At 54.7% G+C, this 17,837-nt stretch carries 18 protein-coding genes; 11 read left to right on the top strand and 7 right to left on the bottom strand.

Annotation, left to right across the window (positions count from 1 at the left end; all coding sequences use genetic code 11):
- Nucleotides 1-2 precede the first annotated feature (2 nt).
- Genes AMM48_RS16345 through AMM48_RS16325 form a run of 5 tightly spaced genes read left to right on the top strand, consistent with a single transcriptional unit; the run spans nucleotide 3 to nucleotide 4,677 of the window.
- Nucleotides 3-1,070 (top strand): ABC transporter permease, encoded by a 1,068-nt coding sequence (locus tag AMM48_RS16345; RefSeq protein ID WP_102784914.1) that lies wholly within the window; start codon nucleotides 3-5, stop codon nucleotides 1,068-1,070.
- A 4-nt stretch (nucleotides 1,071-1,074) separates the two neighbouring features.
- The gene (gene nikC / locus AMM48_RS16340) at nucleotides 1,075-1,998 is read left to right on the top strand and encodes a nickel transporter permease (RefSeq protein ID WP_102784913.1); all 924 of its coding nucleotides are present in this window, start codon (nucleotides 1,075-1,077) and stop codon (nucleotides 1,996-1,998) included.
- 2 nt (nucleotides 1,999-2,000) lie between these two features.
- The gene (locus AMM48_RS16335; RefSeq protein ID WP_102784912.1) at nucleotides 2,001-2,843 is read left to right on the top strand and encodes an ABC transporter ATP-binding protein; all 843 of its coding nucleotides are present in this window, start codon (nucleotides 2,001-2,003) and stop codon (nucleotides 2,841-2,843) included.
- Between the two features lie 8 nt (nucleotides 2,844-2,851).
- Nucleotides 2,852-3,616, top strand: a complete 765-nt coding sequence (locus AMM48_RS16330; RefSeq protein ID WP_101304584.1) for an ABC transporter ATP-binding protein — start codon at nucleotides 2,852-2,854, stop codon at nucleotides 3,614-3,616.
- An 11-nt stretch (nucleotides 3,617-3,627) separates the two neighbouring features.
- Nucleotides 3,628-4,677: a membrane dipeptidase gene (locus AMM48_RS16325; RefSeq protein ID WP_102784911.1), complete on the top strand. Its 1,050-nt coding sequence runs from the start codon at nucleotides 3,628-3,630 to the stop codon at nucleotides 4,675-4,677.
- Nucleotides 4,678-4,725: 48 nt separating this feature from the next.
- Here AMM48_RS16325 and AMM48_RS16320 read toward each other — a convergent pair whose 3' ends face one another.
- Both AMM48_RS16320 and AMM48_RS16315 read right to left on the bottom strand, forming a co-directional pair.
- A complete protein-coding gene (locus tag AMM48_RS16320; protein WP_244271264.1) occupies nucleotides 4,726-5,142 on the bottom strand; it encodes a hypothetical protein in 417 nt (138 codons plus the stop codon).
- A gap of 44 nt (nucleotides 5,143-5,186) precedes the next feature.
- Nucleotides 5,187-5,612 carry an acyl-CoA thioesterase gene (locus AMM48_RS16315; RefSeq protein ID WP_102784910.1) on the bottom strand — a complete coding sequence of 142 codons (426 nt, stop codon included), beginning with the start codon at nucleotides 5,610-5,612 and terminating at the stop codon, nucleotides 5,187-5,189.
- 315 nt (nucleotides 5,613-5,927) lie between these two features.
- Here AMM48_RS16315 and parE point away from each other — a divergent pair, with 315 nt between their 5' ends.
- The 3 genes from parE (at nucleotide 5,928) to AMM48_RS16300 (ending at nucleotide 9,620) form a co-directional block, all read left to right on the top strand.
- Nucleotides 5,928-7,910 carry a DNA topoisomerase IV subunit B gene (gene parE / locus AMM48_RS16310; protein WP_022730458.1) on the top strand — a complete coding sequence of 661 codons (1,983 nt, stop codon included), beginning with the start codon at nucleotides 5,928-5,930 and terminating at the stop codon, nucleotides 7,908-7,910.
- 87 nt (nucleotides 7,911-7,997) lie between these two features.
- Complete coding sequence (locus AMM48_RS16305) at nucleotides 7,998-8,918, top strand: glutaminase (RefSeq protein ID WP_102784909.1); 921 nt, start codon at nucleotides 7,998-8,000, stop codon at nucleotides 8,916-8,918.
- A 120-nt stretch (nucleotides 8,919-9,038) separates the two neighbouring features.
- Nucleotides 9,039-9,620, top strand: coding sequence for a hypothetical protein (locus AMM48_RS16300; protein WP_102784908.1), 582 nt, complete (start codon nucleotides 9,039-9,041; stop codon nucleotides 9,618-9,620).
- Here AMM48_RS16300 and AMM48_RS16295 read toward each other — a convergent pair.
- The gene (locus tag AMM48_RS16295) at nucleotides 9,617-10,390 is read right to left on the bottom strand and encodes an alpha/beta hydrolase (protein WP_102784907.1); all 774 of its coding nucleotides are present in this window, start codon (nucleotides 10,388-10,390) and stop codon (nucleotides 9,617-9,619) included. The two genes, AMM48_RS16300 and AMM48_RS16295, sit on opposite strands and share 4 nt — an antisense overlap.
- Entirely contained in the window at nucleotides 10,387-10,947 is a 561-nt protein-coding gene (locus AMM48_RS16290; RefSeq protein ID WP_102784906.1) for a hydrolase, read from the bottom strand. The genes AMM48_RS16295 and AMM48_RS16290 overlap by 4 nt, the downstream gene beginning before the upstream one ends.
- A gap of 212 nt (nucleotides 10,948-11,159) precedes the next feature.
- Between AMM48_RS16290 and AMM48_RS16285 the strand changes: the two genes are divergently transcribed.
- Entirely contained in the window at nucleotides 11,160-13,208 is a 2,049-nt protein-coding gene (locus tag AMM48_RS16285; protein ID WP_102784905.1) for a DEAD/DEAH box helicase, read from the top strand.
- A gap of 88 nt (nucleotides 13,209-13,296) precedes the next feature.
- On the opposite strand, the gene AMM48_RS16280 is transcribed toward AMM48_RS16285, so the two are convergent.
- A complete protein-coding gene (locus AMM48_RS16280; protein WP_022730452.1) occupies nucleotides 13,297-13,743 on the bottom strand; it encodes an Rrf2 family transcriptional regulator in 447 nt (148 codons plus the stop codon).
- A 3-nt stretch (nucleotides 13,744-13,746) separates the two neighbouring features.
- Nucleotides 13,747-14,247, bottom strand: a complete 501-nt coding sequence (locus tag AMM48_RS16275) for a GNAT family N-acetyltransferase (protein WP_022730451.1) — start codon at nucleotides 14,245-14,247, stop codon at nucleotides 13,747-13,749.
- Between the two features lie 450 nt (nucleotides 14,248-14,697).
- Here AMM48_RS16275 and AMM48_RS16270 point away from each other — a divergent pair, with 450 nt between their 5' ends.
- The gene (locus tag AMM48_RS16270; RefSeq protein WP_022730450.1) at nucleotides 14,698-15,177 is read left to right on the top strand and encodes an Lrp/AsnC family transcriptional regulator; all 480 of its coding nucleotides are present in this window, start codon (nucleotides 14,698-14,700) and stop codon (nucleotides 15,175-15,177) included.
- Between the two features lie 59 nt (nucleotides 15,178-15,236).
- Here the strand turns inward: AMM48_RS16270 and AMM48_RS16265 are convergent, their stop codons facing one another.
- Nucleotides 15,237-16,574 (bottom strand): MATE family efflux transporter, encoded by a 1,338-nt coding sequence (locus tag AMM48_RS16265; RefSeq protein WP_102784904.1) that lies wholly within the window; start codon nucleotides 16,572-16,574, stop codon nucleotides 15,237-15,239.
- A 543-nt stretch (nucleotides 16,575-17,117) separates the two neighbouring features.
- On the opposite strand from AMM48_RS16265, the gene AMM48_RS16260 reads away from it, so the two are divergent.
- Nucleotides 17,118-17,816: an alpha/beta fold hydrolase gene (locus AMM48_RS16260; protein ID WP_102784903.1), complete on the top strand. Its 699-nt coding sequence runs from the start codon at nucleotides 17,118-17,120 to the stop codon at nucleotides 17,814-17,816.
- Nucleotides 17,817-17,837: the final 21 nt, after the last annotated feature.

Here is a 17,837-nt window from a genome sequence, read left to right as displayed (position 1 = left end):
TAATGTCCGCTGTTACACGCAAAAACCGGGACGGGCGCACACGCGCCCGTCTCTTTTCCGGCAAGGCAGGAAGCCTCCTGCGCCTTGTTTTTTCGCTGGCCATTACATTCTTTGGTCTGCTTCTGGTCACATTCCTGATTGGCCGCGTTCTGCCAATTGATCCGGTTCTGGCCGCCGTTGGCGACCGTGCTCCGCAAGCCGTCTATGACCGCGTGCGCGAAGAAATGGGCCTTAACCTGCCAATTTGGCAGCAATTCTTTATTTATATTTCCAATATCCTTCAAGGCGATTTCGGTACGTCTGTTTTGACGTCGAACCCGGTCCTTGACGACATCAAACGCGTTTTCCCCGCCACCCTCGAACTTGCCACCATAGCCACCATTATCGGTGTCATTCTGGGCATCCCGGCGGGTGTTTTTGCCGCAATCAACAAAGGGAAATGGCCTGACCACGTTGTCCGCGTCATTGGCCTTGCTGGCTATTCGATGCCGATCTTCTGGCTTGGCCTGATGGGGCTTCTGGTTTTCTATATGAAACTTGACTGGGTTGCCGGCCCCGGCCGCCTTGATGCGTTCTATGTCGATTTCATCGAACCCACTACCGGTTTGATGCTGGTTGATACGCTGATCGAAGGCGATATGGATTTGTTCTGGAATGCGGTGTCACACATCATTCTGCCCGCATCCATCCTGGCCTATTTCTCGCTGGCTTATATTGCGCGTATGACCCGATCCTTCATGCTTGAACAGCTCAGTCAGGAATACATTCTGACCGCACGGGTCAAAGGCATCTCCGAACATCGCATTATCTGGCGCCATGCGCTGGGCAACGTCATGGTGCCATTGGTCACCGTGATTGCGCTGTCATATGCCAACCTGCTCGAAGGGTCGGTTTTGACCGAAATCATCTTTGCCTGGCCCGGTCTTGGCCTGTACATCACCAATTCACTGCTCAATGCCGATATGAATGCGGTTCTGGGTGGAACTGTTGTCGTGGGTGCCGTCTTTATCAGCGTGAACATGCTGTCTGACGTGCTCTATCGCTTCCTCGACCCACGGGCACGGAGATAACCCCATGACCACACAAACCTCCACTGCAAAACCCGGCCTGAAACAGTGGCTGACATCCGACACTCCACAATCACGCTGGCAGGCCAAATGTGGCCGCGCGTGGCTGGGCTGGATCAAGTTTTCCGAAAACAAACTGGCCATGATTGGCCTTTCAGTTGTGGTCGGCCTGATCCTTGTCACAATCTTTGCCCCGCTTCTGGCCCCGTATGATCCCCTTGCCGCAAACCTTGCCAACCGTATTCAACCGCCCAGTGGCGACCACTGGTTTGGCACCGATCAATTAGGCCGCGATATCCTGTCACGCCTGATTTACGGCGCACAATATACCCTGCTTATCGTTGGGCTGGTCGCCATCACTGCCGCCCCGCTTGGCCTTCTGGTCGGCACCGCTGCAGGTTTCTTTGGTGGGTGGATTGATGCGGTCTTGATGCGCATTACCGACGTTTTTCTAGCATTCCCGAAACTGATTTTGGCACTGGCCTTTGTTTCCGCACTCGGACCGGGGATTGAAAACGCCATTCTTGCCATCGCGATTACCGCATGGCCGCCCTATGCCCGTATTGCGCGGGCAGAAACCATCACAGTGCGCAAAGAAGACTATATCGAAGCGGCCCGTCTTCAGGGCACCTCGAACTTTGCCCTGATCATTGGTCACATCACACCGATGTGCATGAGCTCGCTCGTCGTGCGTGTCACCCTTGATATGGCTGGCATGATCCTGATTGCGGCCGGTCTTGGCTTCCTCGGTCTTGGCGCACAACCACCCATGCCCGAATGGGGGGCGATGGTGTCTGATGGGCGTCAGTTCCTGCTTGAACAGTGGTGGGTTGCCACCGTACCGGGGCTTGCCATCTTTGTTGTCAGTCTGGGCTTTAACCTTCTGGGTGATGGCCTGCGCGATGTTCTTGATCCACGCGGAGGGGATTGATCATGAGTTCCGAAACCCTTCTGACCGTCAAAAACCTTGAAGTCACCTTCAATACCCCAAAGGGCAAAGTCCACGCCGTGCGCGGTGTGTCGTTTGACCTTGGTCGTGAACGTCTTGGCATTGTTGGCGAATCCGGGTCGGGTAAATCCCAGACCGGGCGCGCCATCCTTGGCCTGACAGCAGCAAACGGCACGATCAGTGCTGAAAAAATGCAATTTCGCGATGTCGACCTTGCCAATCTGACGCCAAAGCAATGGCGCAAGGTGCGTGGTGCGCGCATTTCCATGATCATGCAGGACCCGAAATATTCGCTTAATCCTGTCATGACCATCGGCGATCAGATTATCGAGGCCTACCGCGAACACCATAAGGTCAACGCCAAGGAAGCCCGCCTTCGCGCCCTTGAAATGCTCGAAGCCGTCAAAATCCGTGATCCGGAACGGGTATTTAACGCCTACCCGCACGAAACATCAGGCGGCATGGGGCAACGCGTCATGATTGCCATGATGCTGATCCCCGATCCGGAATTGATCATTGCCGATGAGCCGACATCGGCCCTTGATGTCACGGTACAGCTTCAGGTCATGGCAATTTTGGATGATCTGGTGCGCGACCGTGGCATGGCACTGATTTTCATCAGCCACGACTTGCAACTGATCTCAAGCTTCTGCGACCGGGTTCTGGTGATGTATCAGGGCCATGTTGTCGAAGAATTGCGGGCATCCGAACTGCACAACGCCAAACACCCCTATACCAAGGGCCTTTTGAACTGCTTGCCAAAAATGGATGGCGATCATTCTGATCTGCCGACCCTTGAACGCGAAGAAAGCTGGGCAGAGGGATAAGAAATACAATGATTGAAATCAGCAAACTCAACGCCTGGTTCGATGACAATCACGTCCTGAAAGACGTTGATATCAGCGTTCCCGCCAACGGATCATTTGGTCTGGTCGGCGAATCCGGGTCGGGTAAATCGACCGTCCTTCGCACCGTCACCGGCCTTGTCGATGACTGGGAAGGCACCATTACAGTCAAGGGTAAGAAACTTGGCCCCAAACGCGACAAGGATTTCTATCGCCTTGCGCAAATGGTGTTTCAGGACCCGTTCGGCTCCCTGCATCCGCGTCACACCATTGACCGCATTCTGACCGAACCGGTCAATATTCACGGGCTGGGCAATTCCGATGCCCGCGTGGTCGAGGCCCTTACGCAGGTCGGGCTCGATAACGCGTTTCGGTTCCGCTATCCCCATCAGCTTTCCGGCGGGCAGCGTCAGCGTGTGGCGATTGCCCGTGCGCTTATTCTCGAACCGAAAATTCTGCTGCTTGATGAACCGACATCGGCACTCGATGTGTCTATTCAGGCAGAGGTGCTCAACCTTCTGGGCCGGTTGCGCCGCGACCTTGGCCTGACCTATATCATGGTCAGCCACGATCTCGCCGTGGTGGCACATATGTGTGACGACATCGCCATCATGAACCATGGCCGTATTGTTGAACGGGCCACCGCCGAACAACTTGCCGAAGGCACGCTCGAACATCCCTATTCCCAGCAACTTTATAAGGCCGCTGGCGGATACGACCGTGCGGTTGTCGACACCTTTGTTGATTGGGACTGAACGGAGATACCATGACAAACGCCACCGCCAACAGCTTTGCAACGCCCTTCGCCCCCGCGGACAGCAACCTCACCAATTACCAGCGCAAGCATATCCCGGCCTTCACCTGGGATGCGCATGCCTGCCTGCCGCTTGACGAAAAGACACCGATCGATCTGCTTGATACCTATGTTGCAGGCAAGATTGATTATGTCTGCGTTAATGTTGGCATGGATATGAACTCTATTGCCCATATCCTGCGTGTGATCGCCGCCTTCCGTGCGAAGATCGCGGCATACCCCGACAAATACATGCAGATCGAAAAGTTCGAAGACCTCGCCACCGCCAAATCCAAAGGGTTGCTCGGTGTCGGCTTTGATCTTGAAGGGTCCGTCATGCTGCAAGACATGCCCGAAATGGTGCCGGTCTTTGCCAAGCTAGGCGTCAAGCAAATCCACTTTGCCTATAACCGTAACAACTCGGTCGCCGGCGGTTGCCATGATGTCGATATGCCGCTGACCGATCTTGGTGTTGAAATTGTCAAGGCCGTCAATAGCAGCGGCATGATCATGGATTGCTCGCATACCGGGCGGCAAAGCTCGCTTGATATCATGCGGGTCTCATCCAAACCGGTCGTCTTCAGCCACGCCAACCCCAAGGCATTGGGTGGGCATGAACGCTGCATTGATGATGAACAAATCAAAGCCTGTGCTGACACCGGTGGCGTGATCGGCATTTGCGGCTTCCAGCGCTTCATCAAATCGCCGAACGCACCGGAAGTCCCCGACATGATCCGCCATATCAAGTATGCGGTTGATCTGGTCGGTGTGGATCATGTCGGCATCGGGCTTGATACCATGCCCTCGGTTGCCGGTACCAATGACTTCCCCGATGGGGTGGATAAAGACCACTACTGGCCAGCCGCCAGCGGCTATGGTCCGGCGGCCGGCGGGGCTGCGGTCTTTGACCCGCGCAAACTGCCGGCCCTTGCTGATGCCCTGATCGCAACCGGCTATTCGACTGATGATGTCGATAAAATCATGGGTGAAAACTTCATCCGCGTGGCGAAGGCCAGTTGGTAATCCGCATTTACCAAACAGGGGCAGCACACGTTCAGCCGATGTTGCCCCTTACGGTGCAGTGGCAACATCGCCGATCTGTTCGGGCAGATTGATGGCAATCTCTTGCCCGCCAAACCCATGCACCAAATCACGTGCGCGTACTATCACCGATGTTATGCCGTTGGGGATAGCCACACCGGATAACGACCGGGTAAAGGGCTGCTCATTGACATGCGGGTGAGCCAGAATACGCTCGCCAAGCACCGCACCATCGGGCCCAATCACCTGCCACGCATCGGCATAATGATCCCAGCCCGTATCGTCATGCGCCACCGTGACGGAAAACCGGTATGTCGCATCGCTCGTTTTGCGGACTTCAACGCCAACCACATCGGCCTCCCCGGCATGACTGGACGCTGGGTCAACAAAAACCCCGCCACACAAACCGAAAAATGCCCAAAGGACGATGCTTTTCGAATTCATCATGGCGGGGCTCCTGTATAATATCGGCCGATTAGCGACTGACGGCGTTAAGCGATGGCTTCATCCTTGCGCACCGGGCGCGGGCGGCCTTCGGCATCGATGGCGACAAAGGTAAAGGTGGCTTCTGTTACCTTGATGCGCGGTGGTTGATTGCGGCGCAGCACCCAGGATTCGAGATGAAGCACGACCGATGTTGTTCCGATCCGTTCGATATCGCCATAGACACAGACAACATCGCCAACATACACCGGACGCAGGAAAGTCATGGCATCCACGGCCACCGTGGCGATACGCCCTTCGGCAATCTGACTGGCCAGAACACCGCCGGCGATATCCATCTGCGACATCAGCCAGCCGCCGAAAATATCCCCGCTGGGGTTGGTGTCGGCGGGCATCGCAAGCGTTCGGGTACACAGATCACCGCGCGGCATCGTGTGTTCAGGCATTTGTGTGTTTTCGCTTTCTGTCGCCATCAGGCTAACTCCTGTTAAGGGTACGTTGCTCTTGCGTACCAATTTTTTTATTGGACCTCCCGGTCACGGTTTTCTGCGCCATGCCGCCTAAATTTTGGGCCCCACTCAAGACCACCGCTTGCATTGGACTTAAAAACACATTTTTATGGGTTCGATCTACCGACATATGGTACTCGTTTAGCGCCGAGGTATCCAACCTTAGAGTCCAACCAAAAGCACCACCATGGAATTTTTGTTTGGGCTCGTGAATATCGATCAACAGATATGCGTTGCTGAGCCTTGTTTTAACACAAAGAAGAAGTGCGTTCCGGGGACATGACCGACCTATTTGAAGACTCAAACCAGTCAACAGACAATGCCTACTCCGCCAAAGACATCGAAGTTCTCGAAGGGCTAGAACCCGTTCGACGCCGCCCCGGTATGTATATCGGGGGCACAGATGATGCAGCCTTGCATCATCTGGTGGCCGAGATTCTCGATAACTCCATGGATGAGGCCGTCGCAGGACACGCCGACTGGATCGAACTGGAACTGAGAACGGACAACACCGTTCTTGTCCGCGATAACGGGCGTGGTATTCCAACCGACCCACATCCGAAATTCCCTGACAAATCTGCCCTTGAGGTCATCCTGACCACCCTGCACTCGGGCGGTAAATTCTCGGGCAAGGCCTATGAAACATCGGGCGGTTTGCACGGTGTCGGCATGTCTGTTGTGAACGCCCTGACCGACAAATTCCGGGTTGAAGTCGCGCGCGACCGCAAACTGGTGTTTCAGGAATATTCCAAAGGCACCCCGCTGGGTCCGTTGCAAGACGGCGGTGCGGTTAGCAACCGGCGCGGCACCACGGTCATTTTCCGCCCCGATCCGGAAATTTTTGGATCGCGCTTGAAACTCAAAGCCGCGACAATTTTCCGAATGGCCCGCTCTAAGGCCTATCTCTACAAGGGTGTTGAAATCCGCTGGTCGGTTGATCCGTCATTGCTGACCAGTGACGACCCAACCCCGCAGCAAGAAGTCCTGAAATTCCCCAACGGCATTCTCGATTATCTTGAGATGACCCTCAAGGGGCGCGACCTTGTCACTGAACGTCCATTTGCGGGTGAGGCAAAGTTTTCTGACAGTGCGGGACGTGTGGAATGGGCGATTGGCTGGCCTGAAACCGGCGAAGGCTATTTCCATTCCTATTGTAACACCGTGCCGACCCCGCTGGGGGGCACGCACGAAGCTGGTTTTCGCTATGCTTTGACCAAGGCAATCAAATCCTATGGTGAAATGGTCGGTCAGAAGAAGGCCGCCGCCATTACCGCCGAAGACGTCTTTGGCGGCGGTTGCGTCATGCTGTCGGTATTCCTGCCTGATCCGCAATTCCAGGGCCAGACCAAGGAAAAACTCGGAACACAGGGTGCGACCAAACTGGTTGAAACCGCAGTACGTGACCATTTCGACCATTGGCTGACCGGGGATACCGAAAACGCCAAGCGTCTGCTTGAAAACATCATCCTGCGTGCCGAAGAACGTCAGCGCCGCAAGGAGAAAAAGGAAACCAAGCGTCAGTCGGCCACCCGCCGTCTGCGTCTTCCGGGCAAACTTTCTGACTGTTCGCGTTCTATCGCGGCGGGCACTGAAATCTTTTTGGTCGAGGGTGACTCGGCAGGTGGTTCCGCCAAGCAGGGCCGTGACCGTGAAACGCAGGCTGTCTTGCCGCTGCGTGGTAAGATCCTCAACGTGGCCTCGGCGACCTACGAAAAGATGATGGCCAATCAGGAAATCAAGGACATGATCGAAGCCTTTGGCTGCGGTTCAGGGAAGGATTTCCGCTTAGCTGACTTGCGCTATGAACGCGTGATCATCATGACCGATGCGGATGTCGATGGCGCACATATCGCATCCCTTCTGATGACCTTCTTCTATCAGGAAATGCCAGGCCTTATCGAAAACGGCAACCTGTATCTTGCCATGCCTCCGCTCTATCGCCTGACACAGGGGGGCAAATCGATCTATGCGATGGATGACGCCGAAAAGGAAGTCATCCTACATGGGGAGTTCAAAAACCCCGCCAAGGTCGAGATTTCCCGATTTAAGGGTCTGGGTGAAATGCCTCCACAGCAGCTTCGTGAAACCACGATGGCACCTAAAAAACGCACCCTTCTGCGCGTAACCCTGCCCGATGCGGCCCTTCCCGATGAACAGGGTCAGACCAAGGACCTTGTCAATCGTCTGATGGGCAAAAAACCGGAACTGCGTTTCCAGTTCATTCAGGAACACGCCCGTTTCGTCGAAGACATCGACGTCTGATCAAAAATTTATCTTCATGAAAAACCCGGCCATGTGTGCCGGGTTTTTTGTCCGTTTTCCCCGTTTGCAACCAAACAGGATCGCATAATGTCGCACGATTATGCCGCCATCCTCGAACAGATTGCCGACCATGTTGCCAAAGAAGACTTTGGTGACGCGCGCAAGGCTGATTACATCCCCGCCCTGTCGAACGTTCCTGACGATCACTTTGCCATGGTGATTTGTGGCACTGACGGACAGGAATTTACCATCGGGCAGGCAGACCAGTCGTTTTCAATCCAGAGCATTTCAAAAATGTTCGCCCTTGTGCTGGCACAGCGTGCCCATGGCGACCAACTCTGGCAGGCCGTGCGCCGTGAACCATCCGGGTCGGCGTTCAATTCCCTGATCCTGCTTGAACAGGAAAATGGCATTCCGCGTAATCCGTTTATCAATGCCGGGGCCATTCGGGTCGCCGACCTGATCACATCGCGTTACGCCAATCCGGATCGCTCGGTTGCGGAATTTCTCGGTCAACTCTGTGGCAATCCCGATATCCGGGTCGATAACACTGTGTATCTGTCCGAAGATCAGCACGGTGATCGCAACCGCGCGATTGCCTATCTGATGAAAAGTTTTGGCAAACTCGACAACCCGGTCGAAGACGTGGTGCGTGCTTATTTCAAACAATGCTCGGTCGCAATGACCGCGCGTGAAATGGCGCGGGCGTCTTTCTTCCTTGCCAACAAGGGTGTGGGCATTGATGGCCAAACGGTCATTGCCCCCGAAGAAACCAGACGCATTAATGCCCTGATGCTGACATGTGGTATGTATGACGGGGTTGGCGATTTCGCCTTTACGGTCGGCATCCCCGCCAAAAGCGGGGTTGGCGGCGGAATCATCGGAATTGTACCGGGCGAATTTTCCGTCTGTGTCTGGTCGCCGCGCCTTGATGGACGGGGCAATTCCGCAGCAGGCATACGCGCACTTGAAATGCTGATCCGCGCCATTGGCCGGTCGGTTTTCTGATCACACCCTAACCGGTGCTTTTAAGGCCCCATTTTCCATCGCTGCGACACGTCAATTTTGCAATAAATTGCCCACAATTGACGTGTAAGATACGCAAAACTGCCAAGAAGGAGGTCCCAAGTGACCACACGAAAACTGCGCAAATTATCCTCTATCGCGGCTTTGGGTGCGTTATCGGCGCTGACCGGGTGCGGGGCGGCTTTGGTTGAGGCCCCTTATTACAACGTCAGCGAAGTTCAAAGCTTCAAGGTCGCAGGTGCCCCAAGTCAGGTCATGATGCTTGATATTGTTGATGCCAATGACACCCTGGACAATCAGACATGGGCAGATGCCCTCTCCAATCACGGTTACCCGCCGCGCCTGAATTTCGTCACCGATGCGGCGGACATTTCCGATACACAAACGATCAAGCCCGAAAACCGTCTTGTGGTCGTGGTAAACCCGACCCAGACCACCATGCGTGGCACGCTCTGCACAGACCCGCAATCAGCCAAAAGCGATGGTACCTCTGATCGGGTAATTGTCCGGTTCGGATTTTGTGCCGGTGACGATATCATCTCGGCAACACGGGCGCGCTTGGTCCGCGACAAATTTGAACAACAAGTGATCAATAGCGCGGGCACAATTAGTTTTCAGCTGTTCCCGCGTAACTTGAACAAAAACGATGATAAAAACTGCTCAAGCATGATGCCGATCTGCTAACGCCTCAAAAGCGCGACCAAGTAATCAGCAAACACCACGGGCGCCTCAAGTGGTACATAATGCCCCGCCCCCGGTACAACGGCAAACGACGCCCCGGTGATGGCATTGGCCATGTCGCGATGGCTTTCGGGGCTGATCACACGGTCAGCCTCGCCAACCATCACGCTGCACGGGATATTGATCTCGGCCAGAACCGCCGTGCTGTCGGGTCGCTCGGCGACGGCCTTGCTTTGGCGTTTAAATACATCCGGGCCGCAGTCATCGGCCATCGCGGTCAAAAGCCTGACCAGACCGGCATCCTTGCGGTTATCTGGATGGATCAAATCATCCAGCATGGCGTCATTCACCCCCTTAAACGGGGTATTTTCCGCCACCAGATGCGCGAGCAACATACGCCGTCGCCGGATTTTAGGTGGGTCTTCAGTCGCACGGGTATTAACCAGCATAAGATGACTGACCCGTTCAGGGGCGCGGCGCAGAATGTCAAACGCGACATATCCCCCCATCGACATGCCCACAAGCGCAAAACGATCCGGGGCGCGATCAAGGACGGCTGTTGCCATATCGCCCACGCCGTCTTGATCAAACAGTTCGCAAAACACCGGTTCAATCAAATGCCCGGCATCACCGCACCCATTGGCCAACACATCAATGGTCGGTTGCCACATCCGTTGATCGGCCAGCATGCCCGATAAAAACACAACGGACACGCGATCAGATGATCCGTGCCCGTCTAGTTCTATTGCGGAACGTAAAGTATCGGCGGTCATTTAATCAGCGCGCTCAGTTCCTTGAATTCCGGGGTTCCGGCAACACGTAGCCATTCAAACATCACACTTTCGCGCGTCACGATCTTCGCCCCGGCATCGCGCATACGTTCAATCGCAAAAATCTTGTCATGCATGCTACGTGATGTCACCGCATCGGCGACAAGATAAACCTCACGCCCGCGCTCAATCAATTCCATCACGGTTTGCAATACGCATACGTGGGTTTCCATCCCCATCACGACCACCTGATCGCGGCCGGTGTTTTCTTCGATCTTGTCGATAAAACCATCTGCTGGCACAGCCGAAAATGCGACTTTGGAAATAACATTTCCGCCCTCAGGCCCATCGCCGTTTTGCGCGACAAGTTCAAGGATTTCGGGTGCTGTATGTCCCAACCCCTTGGGATATTGTTCTGTCACCAGTACGGGAACGCCAAGCCGGTTGGCACATTTGACAAGAAAGCAGCAATTTGCCACCGTTTGTTCCGGTTCCTGACACGCAGGATAGAGTTTCTCCTGCACATCGATTATAAGCAAACTTGCGCGCGTGGCATCCATCAGCACGGCATTTCTCCCCTGTTCATTCTTTGTTGTGTCAGGTTACGCTGCCAAACTGTTGCGAACAAGCCTCTCGACAGTCCCGAAATCGGTTTTCAACACGTTTTTTGCGGCGTTTTTCTTGACTTAATTCGGTCTTCGCTTTACGACCCAAACAGCTTTTATAGCACTTCCTTAACTTCAACGCATATCATTGCGGGAAAACGAACCATATGAATTTCGCCGATCTCGGTCTGAGCGAAGATATCCTCAAAGCCGTCGCAGACGCCGGCTACGACACCCCGACCCCCATTCAGGCACAAGCAATTCCGTCGGTGCTTATGGCACGTGACATTCTGGGCTGTGCACAAACCGGGACGGGTAAGACAGCAGGCTTCACCCTGCCGATGCTTGATATTCTGCATCACGGGCGCGCACGCATGCGGATGCCACGGTCGATCATTCTCGAACCGACCCGCGAACTCGCGACCCAGGTTGCAGCAAACTTCGACACCTATGGCAAATACATGTCGCTGTCGAAGGCCCTGATCATCGGCGGTGAATCCGCATCTGAACAAGGCAAAATCCTGGAAAAAGGCGCAGATGTCATCATCGCGACGCCAGGACGCCTGATCGATACGTTTGAACGCGGCAAACTGCTTCTGTCTGATTGCAAACTTCTCGTGATCGACGAAGCCGACCGCATGCTCGACATGGGCTTCATCCCCGACATCGAAAAAATCGTCAACATGCTGCCAAAACAGCGTCAGACGCTTTTCTTCTCGGCGACCATGCCCAAGGAAATCCGACGCCTTGCGGACAAATTCCTGTCCAATCCAAAGGAAATCACCGTCTCCCCGCCCTCGACCATGGCGACCACGGTGGAACACAAGCTTCTTGTTCTTGACGACATGGACAAGCGCGAAGCCCTGCGCCACCTGATCCGTCAGGAAGACGTCAGAAACGCTTTTGTGTTCTGTAACCGCAAAAAAGACGTTGATATCCTGTTCAAATCGCTGACCAAGCACGGCTTTAACGCCGGACGCATGCACGGTGATCTGGCACAAAGTGAACGGACCGAAACGCTCGCCAAATTCAAAACCGGCGAAATCACGCTTCTGGTCTGTTCAGACGTTGCCGCACGTGGGATTGACGTTGCCGATGTGTCGCACGTCTTTAACTTTGACGTGCCATTCAACGCCGAAGATTACGTCCACCGTACCGGTCGTACCGGCCGCGCAGGACGTGCGGGCAAGGCATATACCCTTGCCGTGCCAGAAGACGGCAAACTGGTCGCAGCAATCAACAAATCCATCAATCTTGATATTCCACTGACCGAGATTGAAGGCATCGAAACGCTTGAGCTGGACTTTACCGGCAAGAAACGCCGGAACAAGAAAAGCCGCAAACCGGCTGGCCGTGACGATAAACCATCGCGCGATAACCGACCGGGACGCTCGGCGCGTCCTGATAACCGTTCGGACAATCGCTCTGACAACCGGTCTGATGCGCAATCTGCTGGGAATGCTGGCAAGTCAGACACCAAGTCTGATGCACCAACCCCACAGACACAGCCCGCACAGCCCGCAGCAGCCCCCGCACAGGCCCAGCCTGCTGCACCGGCCAAGGCCAAAGAAACCGAAACCCGCAAACCTGCACAGCGGGATGCAAGGCCGAATAACGACCGTTACGAACGCAATGATCGGAACGACCGTAATAATGATCGCAACGATCGTCAGAACCGCAACAACAACCGTCGTGATCGAGATGACCGCGATGACAAACCGGTTCTCGGCCTTGGCGATCACGTTCCGGCCTTCTTGCTGACCCCGGTCCCGGCCTCAAGCCTGGCGCGCGGCAAGAACGACATCGACGACGAACCGCAAAAAACAACTGCGGCCCGTAAACCGGCGGCAAAATCACCGCGTGCGGCCAAAACCACCCGGGCAAAAACCCCGCGTCGTCCTGCCCGGAAAAAGGCAGACGACACTGGCACCGATACCGCCCCGGAAACTTCAACTTCGGCAACACCGGCGACTACAGCACCCGTTGCGTCCAACGCATCGGACGCCCCGGCACATGATACCCCGGCACAGGACGCAAAACCGGCTCAGGCCGACGCCCCTGCTCAGGATCAGGCCGCTGCTGCTGAAAAGCCAAAGGCCGAAGCCAAGAAACCACGCGCCCCGCGCCGTCCACGCAAGAAACCAGCCCCCAAGGCTGCTGCGTCCGACAGCGCCGAAGGCGATCAATCCGCACCGGCATCATCTGGCGAAAGCTAAGCCAAGCGGATCAGCCCACTACGAAAAAGGCCGTCAGAATGTTCTGACGGCCTTTTTGTTTGTCTGAATTTTGGTGCCTGTCCGGGGTTTAAACCGCGCGGAACAAACCAGTCGATGATGGTTTTTCCGGGCGTCGCTTGCGCATGAGTTTCAGCATGGTTTCAAGCGTAATCGACAGCAACGTCGCATGGGTGATTTCTTCGATTTCATCCATCACCTGCGACAAGGCCGCACCGGCATTGGTTTGCTGCACAATGCTGTTTGATGGGCCGGTCCCGACCTCTTCAAACAATTGCACCACATCCAAAAGCGTCGTGCGCTTGGCATTGCCACAGAAACGATATCCCCCCCCGGCACCCCGTACCGATTCAACCAAGCCCGCCCGGCCGAGATCACGCAGGACCTTGGCAAGATGGTTGGTGGAAATGTTGTACCGTTCGGCGATTTCCGATGCCGAAAGCTGCCGGTCGGTATCCTCGGCCAGCTCCAGAACCGCATACAGGGCAAACAGGGTTGCCTTTTGCAAAGACATCATGGCTTAAGCCCCCTCTTCCATATCGGTTTCAAGCTGGATAAACGGGCCAGCCATCATGCCCTGTGATCGGAAGAACGACATAAGATCGGTGGCATCGCGCGGGATCATGGTGCGCACTTTGGTCACCCCGGCCTTGCGGAAGCACCGGCACATTTCATCATACAGAATGGTCCCGATTCCGCCCATGCGCAGGTCCGGTTCGACACTGACCGTGCCAACCCAGCCACATGGCACCGAATTAAACTCCCACGACCGCACTTCACCGAAAATACAGCCAAGCAACGTGCCGTTTTCTTCTGCAATCAGGAAAAACCGGGAATCCTTGCGATTGCCATAGCGGGTAAACAAATCGTCCCAATACTCGGGCTTGCGCAAACCTGTTGTCCGATCATCAAGATCAACAACATTTGGCAGGTCCCCCTGAACCGCCGGACGGATATTGATTTTATGCTCGCCAATCGTGACCAGGTTATATCCCGGTGTGTTTTGCGCAGCGTCCACCATGTGTGCCTTTCTATAACGCGGCTGGATCAACCAACCTCTCCCAGTCCCCGACAGGAGATTAACCGCATTCAAAATAAGTAAATTGGTACGATTATACTACACTGTCAAAACGCGTTACGGCAATGATAAGTTCCGCTGCGGGTGCGAGGAAACGGCGTCAAAGCAAAGCTTTCCAAGCAATTGAAGGACATAGCGATATTCCCATCCCCGTGCAAGCGCAAAGCAGTGTTATACGGTGTTGGGCCGCCACCTTATATTCACAGTTTAACAAAGTGAAAAATAACATCTGTTACCATGCAACGATTGACAGAAACGCGAAGTCATGGCTTATCGCGCAGCAGAAAACACGTACAGGCGGATTAAATTTTGGCAAGATTTACCCCCTGAAACCAGATATGTGCGGGCGGCTTTTACCCCCGCCTTTTATCGACCAAAGGAGTGTGGCACGCCATGGCGCGCAACGGATTCGACGCAATTGATCGCAAAATTCTTCGTGAAATTCAGGAAGACGGGCGGATTTCGATGGTCGAACTGGCTGATAAGGTTGGCCTGTCCGTCTCCCCATGCCTGCGACGCTTGCGCAAGCTCGAAGAAAGCGGCGTCATTCGCAAATATGTCGCCCTGCTCGATCCGTCGCATTTGCATCTGGGCGTGAACGTCTTTGTCACGGTGTCTTTGACCCAGCATGACGAACCATCGCTGCGCCGGTTTGAAACCGCTGTTCAGGAACACCACGAAATTGTCGATTGCTATGCCATGGTCGGCAATCAGGATTACATGATGCGCATCATCGTGCCTGACCCGGCGTCCTATCAGCGCTTCCTGTCCGACGTCATGATGAAGCTGCCCGGTGTCGCCAACATGAAATCAAGCTTCACCCTGCATGAAGTCAAAAACAGCACCAAGCTTCCGGTCGCCGAAACCGACTGATTGCAGCACATCTGTCATCGTCCCCAAAACCAAGAGCAATACGGCGGTACGTTACCACCCTACCCAACCGCTTTCCGACGATCCGGGATGATGGTCGGAAACAGCAGCGCCAAAGTCACCCCGCGCAGCAGGAAGAACGCGTTAAACGCGGCCCACAGCATATGATTGCTGCCTGTCTCAACCGCCCACCAGGCAAACAGCCCATAAATCCCCACCGACAGCAGCATCATGTTGCGCCACTGCTTGGTCTGCATGGCGCCTAAAAACACGCCGTCAAACTGAAATCCAAGCACACCGGTAATCGGCAATATCACCGCCCAGACCAGATACTCATAAGACGCGGCCCGCACTTCGGGAATGCTGGTCAGCCCATCAATGATCCACGGGCCCGCTGCGGCAAACAGGGCCGCCATAACAACCGCCGAGATGATCGACCAGATCGTTGTTTTGCGCACCGCCCACAGAAACTGTTTGCGCCGTTCCGCACCGTAAGCCTGCCCAACAAGCGTTTCCGCCGCATGGGCAAAACCATCAAGCGCAAACGATCCGAACATCAAAAAGTTCTGTAAAACCGCGTTCGCGGCCAATGTCACTTCGCCAAACCGCGCGCTGAAACTGGTAAACAGCGCAAAGGCCGATGTCAGTGCAAGGGTGCGAACAAAAATATCACCATTGATTTTCATCAGTTTCGATAACTGTGCCCGATCCAGAATCCCAATGCCGCGCCATGTCCCGCCAAGGCGTTTAAGATGCGGCTGCATCAAAAACCATCCCAATACGACACCGGAATAATCGGCAATCACAGTTGCCCCGGCCACCCCGCGCACATCCCAGCCAAACCCTTGGACAAACAGGATATCAAGGATGATGTTGATCGAATTCAGGACCACCTGAAAGATAAACACCGCCCGGCTGTCGCGCATCGCAAGCAACCAGCCCAGCATACAATATTGCATCAGGGTCGCAGGCGATGCCCAGATCCGAACGGCAAAGTAATCGCGTGCGGATGCCTCAACCGCTGGACTTGGCGCGATCAACGACATCGCCAGTTCAATGATCGGATATTGCAACACCATGACCGCAAGACCGGCCACAACCGCGATAAAGGCCGCACGGGCAAAAACCGCACGCACCCCATTGGCATCACGCCGCCCATGGGCCTGTGCGGCAAGGCCCGTGGTCGCCATGCGCAGAAACCCGAACCCCCAAAACACATAGGAAAAGATCAGCGCCCCAACCGCAACTGCCCCAATATAATGCGGGCTATCAAGATGACCGACGACAGCAGTATCGACAGCACCGAGCAACGGGACGGTGGCATTGGACAGGATAATCGGCAAGGTCAACGTCAGAACACGTCGATCCCCCTTGCCGAACCATCGGCGCGTACGGTTCATCAGGGCCTCTAAATTTTATTCTTCGTGTGGGGCGGTCTGGCGGGACCGGACGATTTCTTGTGGCACAGAAAAGCGCGCGGCAAAAGACAGGTTTTAAACGTGGAATACCTCAAAAAATCCACACCGTTGAATTTCCGTCTTCCTCATGCCTACTCAGTCGAGGGTTTTCGATTTCATTTTTGGTAATTTTTGAACCAATTTTGAAATACCAAATGCAGCTAACCCCTTGAATATATCTGTAATACTTTGTTTTATATAAGATAAATTTGCATTCTGGGTTTATTGCACTGCGGCCCATTTCACCGCTAAAAAACTATACCACGGCATAGGGCGACCACACGTCAACCGGTCAAAACGGCGTACAATTGCAAAATTGGTCTTACGCAATCCAATCCATCCACACTTTTATCCACAGGCTGGCGGGATATATTTCATCCTGCACCGCAACGGCAAATCGATTACCTGTCGTGCGGTGCAAAAAACACTGGTCGTCCAATCCATGGGTTGCTAAGCAGGGGCACAGGAATATTCAGGGAAGTCATAATGAGCACCGAAACATTATTGTCCGGTCCGACGTTGCCAGCAGCATCGGGCACCACCAAAAGCGTCGTCATCCTGCTGCATGGCTATGGCGCAGATGGCAATGACCTGATTGGTCTGGCCCCGCATCTGGCCCGCAAGCTTCCCGATACGGCATTTTATTCGCCAAATGCCCCCTACCCGTGTGAGATGTCACCATTTGGCCGCCAGTGGTTCAGCCTTGCCGAATATGATCCGGAATTTCTGCGCCGTGCGCCTGAAACCATGTCCGGCGCGCTTAAGGCCATGGCACAGGGTGCCGCCAAAAGTGCTGCCTATGTCGATGATTTTATCGACCATGTGATGGAAACCCATGGTGTGACCGCAGATCGTGTTGCCCTGCTTGGTTTCTCGCAAGGCACAATGATGGCGTTTCAATCGGCCCCGCGTCGCCAAGATCAGATCGCCGGTGTAATCGGATTTTCCGGCGCACTTCTGGGCGAAGATGCCTTTGCCGCCGAAATCAAGTCGCGTCCGCCGATGGTGCTGGTCCATGGCACCGCCGATCCGGTCGTCCCGATCGAGGCATCCCGCCTTGCCAAGGAAACGCTTAGCGCGAACGGCATCGATGTTGCCCTGCATGAACGCGCGGGCCTGCAACATGGCATCGACGAAGAAGGCATTGACCTTGCTACCTCCTTTTTGACCAGACACCTGACCTGATCAAAACGATCAAGATCAAAA

It is taken from the genome of Thalassospira sp. GB04J01, assembly GCF_000751115.1.
Classification (GTDB): domain Bacteria; phylum Pseudomonadota; class Alphaproteobacteria; order Rhodospirillales; family Thalassospiraceae; genus Thalassospira; species Thalassospira lucentensis.
This window is presented reverse-complemented; position numbering and strand designations above follow the sequence as displayed.

Coding starts and splice junctions, on each gene's coding strand:
- AMM48_RS16270 (WP_022730450.1), top strand. CDS start 14,698: ATGGCGCGCAACGGATTCGACGCAATTGATCGCAAAATTCTTCGTGAA.
- AMM48_RS16285 (WP_102784905.1), top strand. CDS start 11,160: ATGAATTTCGCCGATCTCGGTCTGAGCGAAGATATCCTCAAAGCCGTC.
- AMM48_RS16265 (WP_102784904.1), bottom strand. CDS start 16,574: ATGAACCGTACGCGCCGATGGTTCGGCAAGGGGGATCGACGTGTTCTG.
- nikC (WP_102784913.1), top strand. CDS start 1,075: ATGACCACACAAACCTCCACTGCAAAACCCGGCCTGAAACAGTGGCTG.
- AMM48_RS16330 (WP_101304584.1), top strand. CDS start 2,852: ATGATTGAAATCAGCAAACTCAACGCCTGGTTCGATGACAATCACGTC.
- AMM48_RS16280 (WP_022730452.1), bottom strand. CDS start 13,743: ATGATGTCTTTGCAAAAGGCAACCCTGTTTGCCCTGTATGCGGTTCTG.
- AMM48_RS16320 (WP_244271264.1), bottom strand. CDS start 5,142: ATGATGAATTCGAAAAGCATCGTCCTTTGGGCATTTTTCGGTTTGTGT.
- AMM48_RS16275 (WP_022730451.1), bottom strand. CDS start 14,247: ATGGTGGACGCTGCGCAAAACACACCGGGATATAACCTGGTCACGATT.
- parE (WP_022730458.1), top strand. CDS start 5,928: ATGACCGACCTATTTGAAGACTCAAACCAGTCAACAGACAATGCCTAC.
- AMM48_RS16315 (WP_102784910.1), bottom strand. CDS start 5,612: ATGGCGACAGAAAGCGAAAACACACAAATGCCTGAACACACGATGCCG.
- AMM48_RS16305 (WP_102784909.1), top strand. CDS start 7,998: ATGTCGCACGATTATGCCGCCATCCTCGAACAGATTGCCGACCATGTT.
- AMM48_RS16290 (WP_102784906.1), bottom strand. CDS start 10,947: ATGGATGCCACGCGCGCAAGTTTGCTTATAATCGATGTGCAGGAGAAA.
- AMM48_RS16295 (WP_102784907.1), bottom strand. CDS start 10,390: ATGACCGCCGATACTTTACGTTCCGCAATAGAACTAGACGGGCACGGA.
- AMM48_RS16260 (WP_102784903.1), top strand. CDS start 17,118: ATGAGCACCGAAACATTATTGTCCGGTCCGACGTTGCCAGCAGCATCG.
- AMM48_RS16345 (WP_102784914.1), top strand. CDS start 3: ATGTCCGCTGTTACACGCAAAAACCGGGACGGGCGCACACGCGCCCGT.
- AMM48_RS16335 (WP_102784912.1), top strand. CDS start 2,001: ATGAGTTCCGAAACCCTTCTGACCGTCAAAAACCTTGAAGTCACCTTC.
- AMM48_RS16325 (WP_102784911.1), top strand. CDS start 3,628: ATGACAAACGCCACCGCCAACAGCTTTGCAACGCCCTTCGCCCCCGCG.